Source organism: Microbacterium sp. CIAB417, assembly GCF_022788845.1.
The window spans coordinates 307402-323164 of record NZ_JAHZUT010000005.1 but is presented as its reverse complement, the minus strand read 5'-3'; the positions used below and the strand labels follow the sequence as shown (position 1 = coordinate 323164).

The 15763-nt window shown below is 69.1% G+C and carries 18 protein-coding genes; 12 read left to right on the top strand and 6 right to left on the bottom strand.

Going from position 1 to position 15763, the window contains the following annotated elements; translation table 11 throughout:
- Window positions 1-5: 5 nt before the first annotated feature.
- Entirely contained in the window at window positions 6-800 is a 795-nt protein-coding gene (locus tag KYX17_RS22350) for an SDR family oxidoreductase (RefSeq protein WP_243229618.1), read from the top strand.
- A 58-nt stretch (window positions 801-858) separates the two neighbouring features.
- On the opposite strand, the gene KYX17_RS22345 is transcribed toward KYX17_RS22350, so the two are convergent.
- Window positions 859-3387: an ATP-dependent Clp protease ATP-binding subunit gene (locus KYX17_RS22345; RefSeq protein ID WP_243229617.1), complete on the bottom strand. Its 2529-nt coding sequence runs from the start codon at window positions 3385-3387 to the stop codon at window positions 859-861.
- Between the two features lie 197 nt (window positions 3388-3584).
- Between KYX17_RS22345 and KYX17_RS22340 the strand changes: the two genes are divergently transcribed.
- Genes KYX17_RS22340 through KYX17_RS22320 form a run of 5 tightly spaced genes read left to right on the top strand, consistent with a single transcriptional unit; the run spans window position 3585 to window position 6379 of the window.
- Complete coding sequence (locus KYX17_RS22340) at window positions 3585-4202, top strand: hypothetical protein (protein WP_243229616.1); 618 nt, start codon at window positions 3585-3587, stop codon at window positions 4200-4202.
- Window positions 4203-4204: 2 nt separating this feature from the next.
- Window positions 4205-4819, top strand: a complete 615-nt coding sequence (locus tag KYX17_RS22335) for a hypothetical protein (protein WP_243229615.1) — start codon at window positions 4205-4207, stop codon at window positions 4817-4819.
- Window positions 4819-5562: a hypothetical protein gene (locus tag KYX17_RS22330; RefSeq protein WP_243229614.1), complete on the top strand. Its 744-nt coding sequence runs from the start codon at window positions 4819-4821 to the stop codon at window positions 5560-5562. The genes KYX17_RS22335 and KYX17_RS22330 overlap by 1 nt, the downstream gene beginning before the upstream one ends.
- Complete coding sequence (locus KYX17_RS22325; RefSeq protein ID WP_243229613.1) at window positions 5559-6152, top strand: hypothetical protein; 594 nt, start codon at window positions 5559-5561, stop codon at window positions 6150-6152. The genes KYX17_RS22330 and KYX17_RS22325 overlap by 4 nt, the downstream gene beginning before the upstream one ends.
- Entirely contained in the window at window positions 6149-6379 is a 231-nt protein-coding gene (locus KYX17_RS22320) for a helix-turn-helix transcriptional regulator (protein ID WP_243229612.1), read from the top strand. The genes KYX17_RS22325 and KYX17_RS22320 overlap by 4 nt, the downstream gene beginning before the upstream one ends.
- Window positions 6380-6442: 63 nt before the next feature.
- Here the strand turns inward: KYX17_RS22320 and KYX17_RS22315 are convergent, their stop codons facing one another.
- Window positions 6443-7900, bottom strand: a complete 1458-nt coding sequence (locus KYX17_RS22315; RefSeq protein ID WP_243229611.1) for an HNH endonuclease signature motif containing protein — start codon at window positions 7898-7900, stop codon at window positions 6443-6445.
- A 66-nt stretch (window positions 7901-7966) separates the two neighbouring features.
- On the bottom strand, window positions 7967-8146 hold the full coding sequence (locus tag KYX17_RS22310) for a hypothetical protein (RefSeq protein WP_243229610.1): 180 nt from the start codon (window positions 8144-8146) through the stop codon (window positions 7967-7969).
- Window positions 8147-8328: 182 nt separating this feature from the next.
- Here KYX17_RS22310 and KYX17_RS22305 point away from each other — a divergent pair, with 182 nt between their 5' ends.
- Both KYX17_RS22305 and KYX17_RS22300 read left to right on the top strand, forming a co-directional pair.
- On the top strand, window positions 8329-8691 hold the full coding sequence (locus KYX17_RS22305) for a hypothetical protein (RefSeq protein ID WP_243229609.1): 363 nt from the start codon (window positions 8329-8331) through the stop codon (window positions 8689-8691).
- A gap of 128 nt (window positions 8692-8819) precedes the next feature.
- A complete protein-coding gene (locus tag KYX17_RS22300; protein WP_243229608.1) occupies window positions 8820-10244 on the top strand; it encodes a dicarboxylate/amino acid:cation symporter in 1425 nt (474 codons plus the stop codon).
- Between the two features lie 427 nt (window positions 10245-10671).
- Here KYX17_RS22300 and KYX17_RS22295 read toward each other — a convergent pair whose 3' ends face one another.
- The 3 genes from KYX17_RS22295 to KYX17_RS22285 form a co-directional block, all read right to left on the bottom strand.
- Window positions 10672-12441 carry a sodium:proton antiporter gene (locus tag KYX17_RS22295; protein WP_243229607.1) on the bottom strand — a complete coding sequence of 590 codons (1770 nt, stop codon included), beginning with the start codon at window positions 12439-12441 and terminating at the stop codon, window positions 10672-10674.
- Window positions 12442-12490: 49 nt separating this feature from the next.
- Entirely contained in the window at window positions 12491-12715 is a 225-nt protein-coding gene (locus KYX17_RS22290) for a DUF2795 domain-containing protein (RefSeq protein ID WP_243229606.1), read from the bottom strand.
- A gap of 130 nt (window positions 12716-12845) precedes the next feature.
- A complete protein-coding gene (locus tag KYX17_RS22285; RefSeq protein WP_243229605.1) occupies window positions 12846-13268 on the bottom strand; it encodes an Hsp20/alpha crystallin family protein in 423 nt (140 codons plus the stop codon).
- Window positions 13269-13389: 121 nt separating this feature from the next.
- On the opposite strand from KYX17_RS22285, the gene KYX17_RS22280 reads away from it, so the two are divergent.
- From KYX17_RS22280 to KYX17_RS22265, 4 genes are all read left to right on the top strand, one after another.
- Window positions 13390-13680 (top strand): MerR family transcriptional regulator, encoded by a 291-nt coding sequence (locus KYX17_RS22280; protein WP_243229604.1) that lies wholly within the window; start codon window positions 13390-13392, stop codon window positions 13678-13680.
- Window positions 13681-13722: 42 nt separating this feature from the next.
- Window positions 13723-14355, top strand: a complete 633-nt coding sequence (locus KYX17_RS22275) for a phosphoribosyltransferase (protein ID WP_243229603.1) — start codon at window positions 13723-13725, stop codon at window positions 14353-14355.
- 41 nt (window positions 14356-14396) lie between these two features.
- Window positions 14397-15443, top strand: a complete 1047-nt coding sequence (locus KYX17_RS22270; protein ID WP_243229602.1) for an LLM class flavin-dependent oxidoreductase — start codon at window positions 14397-14399, stop codon at window positions 15441-15443.
- Between the two features lie 91 nt (window positions 15444-15534).
- Entirely contained in the window at window positions 15535-15744 is a 210-nt protein-coding gene (locus KYX17_RS22265; protein ID WP_243229601.1) for a methyltransferase, read from the top strand.
- Window positions 15745-15763: the final 19 nt, after the last annotated feature.

The following is a 15763-nucleotide window of genomic DNA, read 5'->3' as shown; positions in this document are numbered from 1 at the left end:
ACACCATGGCACGCACCTACGTCGTGACCGGATCCGCATCCGGCATCGGCGCCACCACCTCGGCGCTGCTGCGCGAGCGCGGTGAGCGAGTGATCGGCATCGACCTGAAGGGAGCCGACGTCGAGGCCGACCTCTCGACCCCGCAGGGCCGCGTCGACGCGGCCGCGAAGGCCGTCGAGCTCGCCGGCGGCACGATCGACGCCGTCATCGCCTGCGCCGGCATCTCCGCCCCGGTCCCGAAGACGATCTCGGTGAACTACTTCGGGGTGGCCGAGCTCCTGGAGCACCTGCGCCCCGCGCTGGCGAGCTCCGAGGCGCCGCGCGCGGCCGTCGTCTCGTCGATGGCATCGCTGCAGCCGAACTCGGCCGAGATGGTCGCGGCGGCTCTCGCCGGCGACGAGGCCGAGGCCCTGCGCATCGCTGAGGCGTTGACGGCCCAGGGACCGGAGACGGGCTACCTCGTCTATCCGTCGTCGAAGCGGGCCATCGCCCGCTGGGTCCGTCGCACGGCGATCAGCGCCGAGTGGGCCGGCGCCGGCATCCCGCTCAACGCCGTCGCTCCCGGGACGGTCCTGACGCCGATGACCGCGGGCCTGCTCGAGACCGCCGAGGGTCGCGCGATGGTGGATGCCGCGGTCCCGATGCCGCTCAACGGGCACCAGCCGCCGGAGACGGTCGCGAACCTCCTGATCTGGCTCACGAGCGTCGAGAACAGCCACATGGCCGGCCAGGTCATCTACGACGACGGGGGCGCGGACGCCACCCTGCGCGGAGACGATATCTGGTCCTGGAACGACTGACACGACCGCGTACGACGAAGGGGCGGATGCCGAAGCATCCGCCCCTTCGTCGTACGGGTCAGTCCGTGCCCGTGGCGGCCAGGTCCGGCGTCGCGGAGATCGCACCGCCGGTGTTGATCCCGACCGAGACCTTCTCGCCGCGGGGGCGGGTCTCGAACAGGAACTTGCCGTCTGCGGCGTCCACGGTGACGTGGTCACCGGCGTTGAGCTCGCCGTGCAGGATCTTCTCGGACAGCTGGTCCTCGATCTCCCGCTGCATGGCGCGGCGCAGCGGCCGGGCGCCGAGCGCCGGGTCGAATCCGACCTCGATGAGGCGCTCCTTGGCGGTCTGCGTCAGCTCGACCGTCATGTCGCGATCCAGCAGGCGGTCGCCGAGACGCTTGGTGAACAGATCCACGATCTGCACCAGCTCTTCCTTCGACAGCTGCGGGAAGACGATGACGTCGTCGACGCGGTTGAGGAACTCGGGCTTGAAGTGCCGCTTGAGCTCCTCGTCGACCTTGCCCTTCATCCGCTCGTAGCTGGTCTGCGTGTTGCCCTCGATCTGGAAGCCGACCGGTCCCCCGGCGATCGCGGACGATCCGAGGTTCGTGGTCATGATGATGACCGTGTTCTTGAAGTCCACGATCCGACCCTGACCGTCCGTGAGGCGTCCCTCTTCGAGGATCTGCAGCAGCGAGTTGAAGATGTCCGGGTGCGCCTTCTCGATCTCGTCGAAGAGGACCACGCTGAACGGCTTGCGCCGCACCTTCTCGGTGAGCTGGCCGCCCTCCTCGAAGCCCACGAACCCGGGAGGGGCACCGAACAGCCGCGAGACGGTGTGCTTCTCGCCGAACTCGCTCATGTCGAGCGAGATCAGCGCGGCCTCGTCGTCGAACAGGAACTCCGCGAGGGCCTTGGCGAGCTCGGTCTTTCCGACGCCGGTCGGGCCGGCGAAGATGAACGAGCCGGAGGGACGCTTGGGGTCCTTGAGGCCCGCGCGCTGACGACGGATCGTGCGGGACAGGGCCGCGATGGCCTCCTCCTGCCCGATGACGCGCTGGTGCAGCGCCTTCTCCATGAAGACGAGCCGGCTGGACTCCTCCTCGGTCAGCTTGAACACCGGGATGCCGGTGGCCTGCGCGAGCACCTCGGCGATCAGGCCCTCGTCGACGACCGCCTGGGTGGCGACATCGCCCGAACGCCACTGCTTCTCGAGGCGCAGCCGCTCGGCGAGCAGCCCCTTCTCCTCGTCGCGCAGTGCCGCGGCCTTCTCGAAGTCCTGCTCCTCGGAGGCGGCTTCCTTCTGCTCGCGCACCTTGGCGATCTTGTCGTCGAACTCCCGCAGCTCCGGCGGGGACGACAGGATGCTCAGGCGCAGGCGCGCGCCGGCCTCATCGATCAGATCGATGGCCTTGTCCGGCAGGAAGCGGTCCGAGACGTACCGGTCGGCGAGGTTCGCAGCGGCGACGATCGCGCCATCCGTGATCTGCACCTTGTGGTGCGCCTCGTAGCGGTCGCGCAGGCCCTTGAGGATGTTGATCGCGTGCGGGAGGCTCGGCTCCTGCACCTGGATCGGCTGGAAGCGGCGCTCGAGCGCGGCATCCTTCTCGAAGTGCTTGCGGTACTCGTCCAGCGTGGTCGCGCCGATCGTCTGGAGCTCGCCGCGCGCCAGCAGCGGCTTGAGGATGCTGGCCGCGTCGATGGCGCCCTCGGCGGCACCGGCACCCACGAGGGTGTGGATCTCGTCGATGAAGACGATGATGTCGCCGCGGGTGCGGATCTCCTTGGTGACCTTCTTCAGGCGCTCCTCGAAGTCTCCGCGGTAGCGGGAGCCGGCGATGAGCGAGCCGAGGTCGAGCGAGTACAGCTGCTTGTCCTTCAGCGTCTCGGGGACGTCGCCCTTCACGATCGCCTGGGCGAGGCCCTCGACGACGGCGGTCTTGCCGACGCCGGGCTCACCGATCAGCACGGGGTTGTTCTTGGAGCGGCGGGAGAGGATCTGCATGACCCGCTCGATCTCCTTCTCGCGCCCGATGACGGGGTCGAGCTTGTTGTCGCGCGCGGCCTGCGTGAGGTTGCGCCCGAACTGGTCGAGCACCTGCGAGCCGCCCTGGGCGCCCGACTGGGTCTCGTGGGTCTGCGCGCCGACGGCGGCCGGCTCGCGGCCGGGGGCGCCGGAGAGCAGCTGGATGACCTGCTGGCGGACCTTGTTCAGGTCGGCGCCGAGCTTGACGAGCACCTGAGCGGCGACGCCCTCGCCCTCGCGGATGAGGCCGAGCAGGATGTGCTCGGTGCCGATGTAGTTGTGGCCGAGCTGCAGCGCTTCGCGCAGGCTCAGCTCGAGGACCTTCTTGGCGCGGGGGGTGAAGGGGATGTGGCCGGTCGGCTGCTGCTGACCCTGGCCGATGATGTCCTGCACCTGCTCGCGCACGGCGTCGAGGGAGATGCCGAGCGACTCCAGCGCCTTGGCTGCGACGCCCTCACCCTCGTGAATGAGGCCGAGCAGGATGTGCTCGGTGCCGATGTAGTTGTGGTTGAGCATCTTCGCCTCTTCCTGGGCGAGGACGACCACTCGACGGGCTCGGTCCGTGAATCTCTCGAACATGTTCACTCCTTGGTTCGCACGTGGTTCGCGTGGTTCGCACGTGGCGAAGCTTGTACATCGAGAGTAACCACGCAGGCGTGGAGGTATGCCCGTGTTCGCCGTCGGCATACCCCGCACGGCCGCCCCCTTGACACTCCTTATCGACTGTCGTTATGTTAACGAACATCGATAACAACGACTATCGATAAGGAGACAGCATGACGATTCCCCGGCCGTCGCGCGGCGACGGATTCGCGCTCGGACTCATCGCCACCGGGTCCATCAGCATCGCCGTGGCGGCGGCGGTCTCGATCGTGATGAACGCGATCGACCGCTTCGGCGCCGAGCCGGTCGTGCGGATGCCGCTGCATGATGCCCCCGCGTCCGCGTACGTCGATGTGGCGGGGATCGCGGACGCCGAGTACTCGTCCGTGCTGCTGACCCTCGATGAGGCGTCGCAGGGGGTGCGCTGGCTCCTCTTCCTCGAAGGGGCACTCCCCGCGCTGGCCACGATCGGCGTCTGCCTCGTGGCGTGGTGGCTGGGCATCTCTCTGATACGCGCCCGCCCCTTCCACCGCAGCATGACCTGGGCGATCGGAGCGGCGGCGATCCTCGTGATGCTGGGCGGGATGCTGGGACAGGTCTTCGGCGCGTTCGGCCGCGCCGTCCTGGTCGACGAGCTCGCGGCATCCACTCCGGAAGTCCTGGACACGCTGTGGACCTTCCTGGCGGAGCTCGATCTCGCCCCGCTCGGCTGGGGCCTCGCGCTCGCCCTGATCGCCGGCGCGTTCGACATCGGACGGCGCATGCAGCGCGAGACGGAAGGGCTGGTGTGACCGTGGCTGGCAGGGATCCGTCGACGCAGGTGCGCCGCGATCGCAACGACCTCGTCACCGGCGTCATCGTCGGCGCGGTCGCGGTGGGGCTCCTCTCCTTCGACGCCGTGCAGCGCATCCTCGTCCTGTTCGGCACCCCTGGGGCCGTGACGGTCTCGACGCGGGTGCCCGCCCAGGAGTACACGGCGCTGATCGGCCCGGGAACGCCCGCGGTCGTCGAGACGGCGACGCTCACCGCGACCGACGTCAACACGATCAGCGTCGTCAGCCTGGTGGTGGCGATCATGCTGCGTTCGCTCTGCCTGATCGCCGCGGCGACGCTGAGCGTGATGGTCTGCCTGCGGCTGCTGCGCGGCGTGGTGTTCGATCGCGTCAACAGCGGGCTGACGTTCGCCGTCTCGATGAGTCTGATGCTGGCAGGGCTCCTGGGGCCGTGGTTCGAGAACATGGGTCTGAACGGCGTCTTCGCCGCTCTCGGCGGGGACTTCGGTGACGGTCGGTGGCTCCTGTTCCGCGACGGCATCCCTCTCTACATCGCCGCGATCGCGGTCGGGGTGCTGGTCATCGTCTTCCGCCGCGGTGCGGATCTGCAGAAGGACACGGAGGGGCTGGTCTGATGATCTCGTTCAGCGGGGATCTGTGGAGTTCGCTCGGATGGATCGCGCTCGTTCTCGCGGTGATCGCCGCGATCGTCGGCGTAGCGGTGTGGCGGAGTCGCCGTCGCGGCAGCAGGACGGTCGCGCTGGACGCCGGGCTGGTGATCTCCGGCTGGTGGGTGATGCTGTCGGCGGTCGGCATGGTGCTCACCGTCGTGAAGATCTTCACCAGCGACTGGGCGGAGCTCGACGGTGCCACGTCGGTCGGGCTCGAGTGGCCCTCGGATCTGCCCTGTGCGGAGTTCGGGGCGGCCGGGATGCTGACGTGCAGCGGTTCGGAGCTGTCGTCGTTCACGGTCGGTGGTGCGTCGCTCGGGCTTCGCGTGCTGGCGGCCGCGGCGCAGTTGTGCGCGACGGCGATGATCGCTCTGCCCGGCGCGATGCTGGCCGCGATCTGCTTCCAGACGCTGCGCGGTCGCCCGTTCTCCCACACGGTCACGAGAGCGCTGACGATCGGCGCGGTGGCGGTGCTCGTGCTCGGCGTCGCGTCCGACCTTCTGGGCAGCATCGCGGCGACGGCGGCGCTGCGCGAGGTGTTCGACCCCGGGTCGGAGTGGTACCCGACGGGATACCGGCTGACGGTGACGCCGTTGCCGTTCGTCGGCGCGCTCGGATTGCTGGCACTGGCGGCAGTGTTCCGTGAGGGGATGCGGCTTCAGGCACAGAAGGAGATGCTCGAGCGGGAGACGGAGGGGTTGGTATGAACTCCGAGGAGCGCACGCCGCTGGGTGCGAACGCGGTGTGGACCGGCGTCGTCGCGGTTCTCGCCGTTGCGGCGATCGTGTCTCTCGCGGTGACGAGGCTCGCGATCGCGTTCGGCGAGGATGGGCTGGTGTGGGAGATCCCGATTCCGGAGAGCTACGACGCGCCCCCGGCGCCGTCCGGGGCATCCCTGCAGGTGACGCAGGGGATCGTGTCGGTGCCGGGTGCCGGGGCCGGTCTGAGCGCTCTCATCGTCGCGACGGTCGGGGTGGCGGCGATCGCGGGCATCGCCGTCATCTGCTGCTACGTCGTGCTGTCTCTCGAGGTGTCCCGCGGACGCACGTTCTCGCGCCGCGCCGTTCGGATGCTGACGTCGATGGCCGCGATCACGCTGCTGGGCACGACGACCTGCTACCTGCTCGACTCCGCGATCGGAAGGTCGGTGCGCTCGGCCGTCGGGTTGGGCGAGGTGGGCGGCTCGACGCCGCTGAGCTACTGGTTGGGGTTCGCGATCTTCGCAGCGCTGACTCTGATCGCCTACGCGTTCCGCCGCGGAGCTGCGTTGCAGAAGGACACGGAGGGGCTGGTATGACTCCGGCCGATTCCGATGACGAGTTCACGGGCATCCACTGCCGGCTCGATGAGCTGCTCGCTTCGCGCGGGATGACGCTGACGGAGCTGAGCGCGCGCGTGGGCGTCTCGATCGTGAACCTGTCGGTGCTGAAGAACGATCGGGCGCGGGCGATCCGATATTCGACCCTGCGCGCGATCTGCGACGCGTTGGAGTGCGAGGTGGGCGACTTGCTCGTGCTGGCATAGGTCTCGGGGCGTGGCGCGGATGCGGGGGCTGCGCTGCGGGTGAATGCCTCCGCGACCCCGGGATCACGCGGCCGGGCGGAAGCGTTTCGGCGGCGGATCGATCCCGATCCCGCCCCAGGCGTAGAGCAGAACGGCTCGCGGTTTCAGGACATGACGATCCCCATCGGGATGGTGGAGGACGAAGTCGTCCTTGCGCTCGCGGGTGATCCGCCATCGGCCGTGGTGCAAAGTCATGTGGTGGTACCGGCACAGCAGGATGCCGCGGTCGATGTCGGTGCGTCCGCCGCCGGACCATTCGTCGATGTGGTGCGCTTCGCAGTATGACGCGGGGCGGTCGCAGCCGTGCCAGCGGCATCCGCCGTCGCGGATCGCGAGCGCGACGCGTTGCGCGGGGGTGAACAGCCGATGCTCCCGCCCGACGTCGAGAGGGTTGCCCTGCCCATCGAGCGTGACGAGGGTCGTTCCGCTCTCGCAGATGCGTTGCCCGGCGGTCGCGGAGGGCAGGACCGTCAATCCGTCCTCGGTATGCGCCGTGGGAGCCGGAGCACCGGCACTGTCGACCACCTGGACGAGCCGGACTCCGGCCTGCCGGGTGCCGAACACCGCCTCGGGCTCCGCGAGGACACCCGCGCGCACGACGTCCATGAGCAGGTCGAACGCGAGTTGGTCATTCGACCGCGGGTCATCAATGAGCGAAGCTGCCTGTGCCTTCTCGTCGGGGTCGACGAAGCGCGGACCGCCGCGTCGCGGTCGCAGGGCGGAGGCCATGATCGCGTCGAAGAACGCACCGCTCTCCTCGTCGAACACGATGTCTCCGCGGCGGCGCCCGAGCGAGTCGCGATACGTCCGCAGCGAGCGCGCCTCGTACTGTGCCGCGAAACGCGCGGCCGCGCCGTCGGGGTCGAGCAGGTCCCGCAGCGCCCGGGCGGCCGCGCGCAGCTCTTCGACGGTGCGGTCGGGGGCTTCGGCGATGAGCTGCTCGGCAGCGCAGGACCACGCTTCGCGCATAACGGCGGCGTCGGCCTCCGCCACCGGCGGCTCACCCAGACCGCCGCGGATGACGTCGTACTGGGCCGTTGTGATCGTCTGCTCCTGGAGCGCCGCACGCAGCGGTTCGTGCCACGGCGCGGCCGGCACCGGAGCGACGGCACTCTCAGCATCCGTCGACGCATCCTCGGGCTCCTCCATCAACGCGAGTCCGACGCGCACCTCGCGCGCAGCCTCGCCCTTCGTCGAGCCCGTGATGCTCTGAACCAGGTCCACGGCGGAGCGGCGCCCGCGCGATTGAGCGAGGCCGGCGTGCCCCTGGTCGCGGGGCGATCGGGTCGCGGCGATGCCGACGGCGACGAGCTTGAGTTGCTCGACCTGAGCCGCGATGTCGACGGCTTCTTCGATGACCGCGACGACCTCGGCATCCGTCATCGCGGAGATCGTCGCCTGCACGTCGTCAGCGCAGGCACCCGGCGCGAGATGCCCACGCAACGTGGGGATCAGGGCCGCAACCTCGCTGAAAAGTGCCATAGTTCATGATGACGCGGGCCTCCGACATTGAGAGCTTCTTTCGAGCCTCACTGGAGCTCCCAGCGGTCACGAAACGGTAACGTCTGCATCCTTCGCATAACGGAACCGGTCGGCCTTGTCGATCTCGGTGAGCACTCCGTGCTCGTCACGCAGCCACCAGCGCCCCGCGGCGTCGTGGAAGGTGAACTCGACCATCGGGGTCGGCCACCGACCGTACCTCGGACCGCGTGCGCGCCAGGCATCCACCGCCGGCTTCTTGAGATCCGGGCGATGCGGTTCGTGCGCCGTGGGAGGCAGAACACGGACCCACCCGGCGTAGTTGCACTCGATTCGGAGAAGCAGGAACGCGACACGCATCGCGTTCCCTGGGCACCTCTCCCCATGCACGTCCCCCTATCGATCAGCTGAGAACGCGCTACCGTGGTTCCATGAACACCGACCGGAAACTGCGCACCCGCCTTCTCTCCGCCGTGCCGATCGCGGCACTGGCGTTCTCCCTCGCCGCGTGCGGAGCTCCGGCCGCGGAACGTCCCTCCACCGAAGAACTGAGCGAGGGGATCACGACGATCCTGGAGGACCAGGGTCTGACCGTCGGTGACGGTGAGGACGCCCAGCTCACTCCCGACCAGGTCGACTGCATCTCCGGCGAGCTCCTCGACTCCGAGATCTCCGACCAGGACCTCGCCAACCTCGCCGAGGGCAAGGATGAGCAGACCTCCCAAGACGCCTTCAACCTCGTCCAGACCACGATGACCGAGGCTGTCCAGACCTGCGCCGCTCCGGCGGAGTAGAACTCTTTCGAACGGTGACGGATGCCGCGGCATCCGTCACCGTTCGTCATATCCACCCTGGGAATGGGCTGACAGTCCTAGCGTTGACTCCCATCGGCGCGCATCGGCGCGCCCCGTATTGGAGTCTCATGAGCACCACTGCCCGCGCCCAGAAGGCGCCAGACACCCGCAGCCCCATCCGGAAGCTGCTGACATCGTTCGGCTTCCAGATCATCGCGGCCCTCGTCCTCGGCATCGTCGCCGGACTCATCGGCCGCCAGATCGGTCCGAACGAGGACGGCAGCGCCAACGCCCTCGCCGCCACGCTCGACACGATCGGCAGCTCGTACGTGACGCTGCTGCGCGCCGCCGTGGTCCCCCTCATCTTCACCGCGATCGTGGCGAGCATCTCGAACCTGCGCCGCGTCCAGAACGCCGCGCGTCTCGCCGGCCAGACCATCCTCTGGTTCTGCATCACCGCCTTCATCGCCGTGACCATCGCGATCGTCCTCGGACTCGTCATCCAGCCGGGCTCCCGCGCCGGTGAGGGACTCGAACCCGGCGACCCGTACACGGTCGGCACGTGGTGGAACTTCCTGCTGGGGCTCATCCCGCAGAACTTCCTCGGCCTCGGCGCGAGCACGTCCGTCGACCTCGAGACCGGCGACGCCACGACGGGCATCAGCTTCAACATCCTGCAGATCATCGTCGTCGCCGTCGTCGTCGGCATCGCGGCCCTCAAGGCCGGCAAGAAGGCCGAGCCCTTCCTCGTCTTCACCGAGTCGCTGCTCAAGGTGATCCAGCGCGTGCTGTGGTGGATCATCCGCATCGCCCCGATCGGCACCTTCGGCCTCATCGGCGCCGCCGTCATCGAGTACGGGTGGGACAAGCTCATCGGACTCGGATGGTTCGCCGGCGCCATCTACCTCGGACTCGCGATCGTGCTGTTCGTCGTGTACCCGGTGCTGATCAAGTCGCACAAGCTGTCGATCAAGCAGTACTTCTCGGGCGTCTGGCCCGCGGTGCAGCTGGCGTTCGTCAGCCGCTCCTCCATCGGCACCCTGCCCCTGACCGAGCGCGTCACCGAGCGCAACCTCGGCGTGCCCTCCTCCTACGCGTCGTTTGCAGTGCCTCTCGGCGCGACGACGAAGATGGACGGCTGCGCCGCGATCTATCCGGCGATCGCCGCGATCTTCGTCGCGCAGTTCTTCGGCATCCAGCTGGACTTCGTCCAGTACCTGCTCATCGTCATCGTGTCGGTGTTCGGCTCGGCCGCGACCGCCGGCACGACCGGCGCCGTCGTCATGCTCACCCTGACGCTGTCGACGCTCGGCCTGCCGCTCGAGGGCGTTGGACTTCTCCTCGCGATCGACCCGATCCTCGACATGGGCCGCACCGCGGTCAACGTCGCGGGCCAGGCCCTGGTCCCGACGATCGTCGCCAAGCGCGAGGGCATCCTCGACGAGGACCTCTACAACGCGCCGCGCGAGGGCCTTCCGTTCGCGGACGACTCGGGCGACGAGGCGGATGCTCCCGAGCAGGATGCTGCGGCGGAGCCGGCCGGCACCCGCTGACGCCTTCGCCCGTCCCTCGCTCGTCGAACCCGCCGCTCGTCGAGCGAGGACGGCGCAGCCGACCGAGTCGAAACGCGGTCACCGACGAGACCCGCAGGGAACCGCGTTTCGACTCGCTCCGCTCGCTCAACGAACGGGGGAAAGGGGAAGACGGCGTCCCTCGCTCCGCTCGCTCAACGAACGGAGAAAGGGGACGACGGCACCCACCCGCCGCTCGTCGAGCGAGGACGGCGCAGCCGACCGAGTCGAAACGCGGTCACCGACGAGACCCGCAGGGAACCGCGTTTCGACTCGCTCCGCTCGCTCAACGAACGGGGGGGGAAGCTCAACGAACGGGGAAGGAGAGGACGCCGGACTGACCCCGTCATGGCAACGAGACCCCGTCGTATCCACGCGAATACGACGGGGTCTCGTCAATCGAGGGCGACTACGCGCGGGACTGCGGGCGCGTGGCGCCGCGCGTGTCCAGCGCCAGCTCCTCGGCATCCATCGCGGTGATCAGCTCGCGCATGAGCTCCTCGTCCAGCGTCCCGGCATCCCGCTCCTCCAGCAGGATCTCGCGCCGCACGTGCAGCCACCCCTTCGACAGCGCGACCAGGTCCTCGTACGACGGGCGGCTCACCGCCTCCTCGGTCTCCTGCGCCTGATCGGTGTCCTTCTCGATCTTCGTCATGCGCTGCGCGAAAGCATCGAAGATCGCGAGATCCGACGCCCCGTATTTCTGCTCCCACACCGCCCGCTTGTGCGCGATGAACTCGGTCCCGGCCTGCTTCGTCCGCGCACGCACGGCGGCGAGCGCCTCGGCATCCTCCACCCGGTCCGCATCGGACGCGACTCCGAGCCGCCTGATCAGCACCGGCAGCGTCAGCCCCTGCAGAAGCAGCGTCCCGACCGTCACGACGAACGCCACCACGACGATCGCGTGCGACGCCTCGGCATCCAGCTCCGCGAGATCCGCCGCGGCGAGCGCGGTCGCCAGCGTCACCACGCCGCGCATGCCTGCCCACGAGATGACCGCATTGTCCTTCCGGTCCAGCGCCGGCTCGGTGAAGCGGGCGCGCATCTCCTCGGTCGTCGGGCGCCGCCTCTGCCTGCCGGCCGCCGCCCGCTCCGGATGCTTCGCCGCGAAACGCTCCCGACGCTTCTGCTCCATCCGTTCGCGGCGCTCCCATTCCCCGGACGCGACCGCCCTCTCCCACCGGCGCAGCCTTATCCGCTGCATCCACATCGCCCACGCGTGCGCCGGATAGATGTATGCGGGCCGCACCACGAGCACGACGAGGAGCACCACGCCGGACAGCATGAGGATCTCCCCCACCGACTCGCGCCCGAGATCGCTGAGGACCCGCGGCAGCTGCAGTCCGATATAGGCGAACACGAAACTCTCCAGCAGGAAGTCCGCGGACAGCCACAGCGGCGCCTCCTGCTGCCGGGTCGTGTAATCCGTGCGCGGGGCGTTGTAACCGACGTACAGTCCCATCGCGACGACGGCCAGCACGCCCGAGCCGCCCAGGTGCTCCGCGATCGCGTACGCGCCGAAGGGCACGAGCAGTCCGAACGTCCCGATCACGACCGGGTCGTCCACCCGGATGCGCAGCTGATGCAGCAGGATGCCGAAGACGAGGCCGATGACGACGCCGACGACCACGGCGACGATGAACTGCCAGACCCCATCCCACACCGTGAGCGTCGCACCCGCGACGATCGCCGCGAACACGCGGTACAGCGTCAGCGACGTGGCGTCGTTGATCAGGCTCTCACCCGACAGCACCGTCATGACCCGGCGCGGCAGGCCGAGCTTCCGGCCGATCGCGGCCGCGGACACGGCGTCCGGCGGCGCCACGATCGCCCCGAGCAGCAGCGCGCCGGGAAGCGTGAGCGACGGGAAGATCAGCCACGCCACGAGTCCCACCGCGAGCGCGGTGATGAGCACCAGCCAGATGCCGAGGCGACGGATCTGCGGGAGGCTCCGCTTGAACCCCACGAACGAGACGTCCAGCGCCGCCGAGTACAGCAGCGGCGGCAGCACGAGGTTCAGCAGCACGTGCCCGTCGATCTCCAGCTCCGGCACGAACGGCAGGAAGGATGCCGCGAGCGCCACGACCGTCACCAGCAGTGGTGCCGGCCACCCCCGCCATCGAGCGAAGGCCGCCACGGAGATCGCGCCGACGAGGACATAGAACAGCTCGGCATCCATGCGGTCAGGTTATCGTCCGGGTCGCCGTCGCCCGCGGCATCCGCCCGGTTCAGCCGGCGACGAGTGCGCCCGCCGCCGGTGCACCCGTGCGGGGGTGCGCGAGGCGATAGCGGATGTGCCAGCGAGCGCTGAAGCTCTGATCCGGCAGCGTGTCCAGCACCGCGCGATCGCTGGGGCTGAGCCCATCGCGTGCGGCCTCCCGCAGGAGATCATCCTTCGTCGCGGGGTACTCCATGTTCGCGAGGAAGGCATCGAGTGCGGGGGAAACGGCCATGATGGCTCTCCTTTCTGATCTGGGAGGTCTGATCTGGGAGATCTGATCCCGGAGGGATGCCGGGTGCACCGCCATGGACACCTCGGCATCCCTCATCGGCGAGGGGACGGACGTGCTCACGTCCCCCGGATCACGCCGTGACGGCGCGGCGCTGGTCGAGGGACTCCACCGCGATCTTGCGCGGCTTCGCGCGTTCGCTGACAGGGATGATGACCGACAGCACACCGCTCTCGTACGAGGCGCTGATCTGATCCAGATCGACACCGTCCCCGAGCGTGAACTGGCGGAGGTAGGTCCCGGCCGTGCGCTCGCGCGCGATCCAGCGGACACCGTCACGGGTGTCTCCGGTGCGCTGCGCGCGGATCGACAGCTGGCCGCCGTCGACATCCACGTCGATCGAGCCGGGATCGACTCCGGGCAGGTCCGCGCAAAGGACGTAGCGGTCGCCGTCGCGGAAGAGGTCGACCGGCATCACGCGCGGTGACCTCGCGGAGTCGAGCACGGCCGCTGCGAACCGGTCGAGCTGACTGAAGGGATCGATTGTCATTGCCATGAGCGTTCTCCTTTCGTCTTCGATGACTCAGCTGCGCTGCAGATAATCTGCAACTTGTGCTGTAACTTTGTTATAGATCGATTCGAGATGTTCTGCAAGTTCTGATAAGGAAATTTTCAGCATGACGAACAGGGACTCCCGCACACCGCTGTACGGCATCGCCGTCGCCGCCGAACTCGCCGGCGTCCCTCAGGCGACGCTGCGGCAGTTCGAGGCGAAGGGACTGCTCACGCCGTCCCGCAGCGACGGCGGCACGCGCCGGTACAGCGACGACGACATGGCTCGTCTGCGGCGCGTCACCGACCTGCGCGACGCCGGCGTCAATCTCGCCGGAATCCGCCGGGTGCTCGAGCTGGAGGACGAGAACGCCAGCCTGCGCGACGAGCTCCGCGCCGACACCGCAGAGGGTTGACCGGCGGCCTCTCCCGGCGTAAGCCGGAGGAGAGGAGAACCCATGCGATTCGCTGATCGTCACGACGCCGGCCGCCGGCTCGCCGCGGAGCTCCGGGACCACACGGACGAGCACCCTGTCGTGCTCGGGCTTCCGCGCGGCGGCGTCCCGGTGGCCGCGGAGGTGGCCCGCGCTCTGGATGCCGACCTGGACGTCCTCGTGGTGCGCAAGCTCGGGGTGCCCGGGCACGAGGAGGTCGCGATGGGAGCGGTCGGTGAGGACGATGCAATGGTCCGGAACGAGGACGTCATCGCCATGGCGGGCGTCACCGAGTCCGCCGTGCACGCCGCCGCCCGACGCGAAGAGGCCGAGGTCGAGCGCCGCATCGACCTCCTGCGGCAAGGTCGCCCGGCACCGCAGCTGGACGGCCGGACCGTCATCGTCGTCGACGACGGCCTGGCGACGGGCGCGACGGCACGGGCCGGATGCGCGATCGCCCGCGCGCGGGGCGCCCGGCGCGTCGTCCTCGCGGTCCCGGTCGCCCCACAGGACGCCGTCGCGCACGTCCCCGAGGCCGACGAGGTCGTCTGCCTGATCACACCAGAGGCCTTCATGGCGGTCGGCATGCACTACGTCGATTTCGCCCAGGTGTCCGATGGCGAGGTCGTCCGCCTCCTCGAGGAGTTCCCCGGCTGACGCCGGGAATGACTTCCGCCATGCCTCGGTTGCATCCGGGGATGACTTCCGCAGCGCCCGCCCTCTCCGTCCTCGACCTCGTCCCCGTCCGCACCGGACAGACCAGTGCGGAGACGATCGCGGCCTCCCTCTCGCTGGCGGCCACCGCGGATCGTCTCGGCTACCGCCGCTACTGGTTCGCCGAGCACCACAACATGCCGGCCGTGGCCTCGACGACTCCGCCGGTGCTCATCGCGGCCGCGGCCACTCGCACGTCGCGCATGCGTCTCGGCTCGGGCGGCGTCATGCTCCCCAATCACGCACCTCTCATCGTTGCCGAGCAGTTCGCCGCTCTCGAGGCCATCGCGCCGGGTCGGATCGACCTCGGGCTCGGCCGCGCCCCGGGCAGCGACCCCGTCATCACGCAGCTGCTGCGCGGATCCGGCACGACGAGCGACGTCGAGCAGTTCCCGAGACACGTGCAGGACATCACGCTGCTGCTGTCGGGCGAGGGCGCGCAGGTGCAGTTCACGTCCGGCGGCGAGTACACCGTGCGCTCGACGCCGGCGGCGACCGGCGTCCCCGAGGTGTGGCTGCTCGGATCGAGCGACTACTCCGCGCAGCTGGCCGCGGCGCAGGGATTGCCGTACGTCTTCGCGAACCACTTCTCGGGCCAGGGTCTCGAACGCGCCCTCGACCTGTACCGCTCCGGCTACCGGCCGAGTGAGGCGCACCCGGAGCCGAAGACGTTCCTCACGGTGAACGCCGTCGCCGCTCCCACCCAGGAGGAGGCCGAGGCCCGCGCCCTCCCCCAGCTCCGGATGATGGCGCGTCTGCGCCTGAACAAGCCGCTGAACGCGCTCGAGACGGTCGACGAGGCCGCCGCTGCTGAATCCGATCCCGCGACCGATCAGGTCGTCAGTGCCGCCCGTGAGCGCTGGTTCGTCGGCACGGGCGAGTCCGTGGCCGCCGAAGTGCGCGCGTTCGCCGCGACTCACAGAGTGGACGAGGTCATGCTCTCCCCTGTGGCGGGCGCATACGCCTCCGAGCCGATGGATGCCGCGGCCGGCCGCGCTCTGACGCTGGAGCTCGTCGCCGCCGCGCTCTGACACGCCCGCTGATCCCCCACCCGTGGGCCGATGCGGTCTGGTGCAGCGCGCCCGGGAGGCGTACGGTCGGGATCATCGGAAGGGAGTTCGCATGAGCACCACGAAGACTCGTGCCCTCTGGGTCGCCTACGGGACGAACGGCGTATGCGGAAGCATCCGTCACGAGGACGACGGCTACGTCGTCGTCATGGCCGGAGCGGATGCCGCGACGGGGACGTATCCCAGCCTGGAATCCGCCAAGGGGGCGCTGCACTCGCACATGCCGCCGGGAAGCGCCTGGCCGCGGTTCCAGGAGCACTGACGCGCGATCTCCGGGGCGG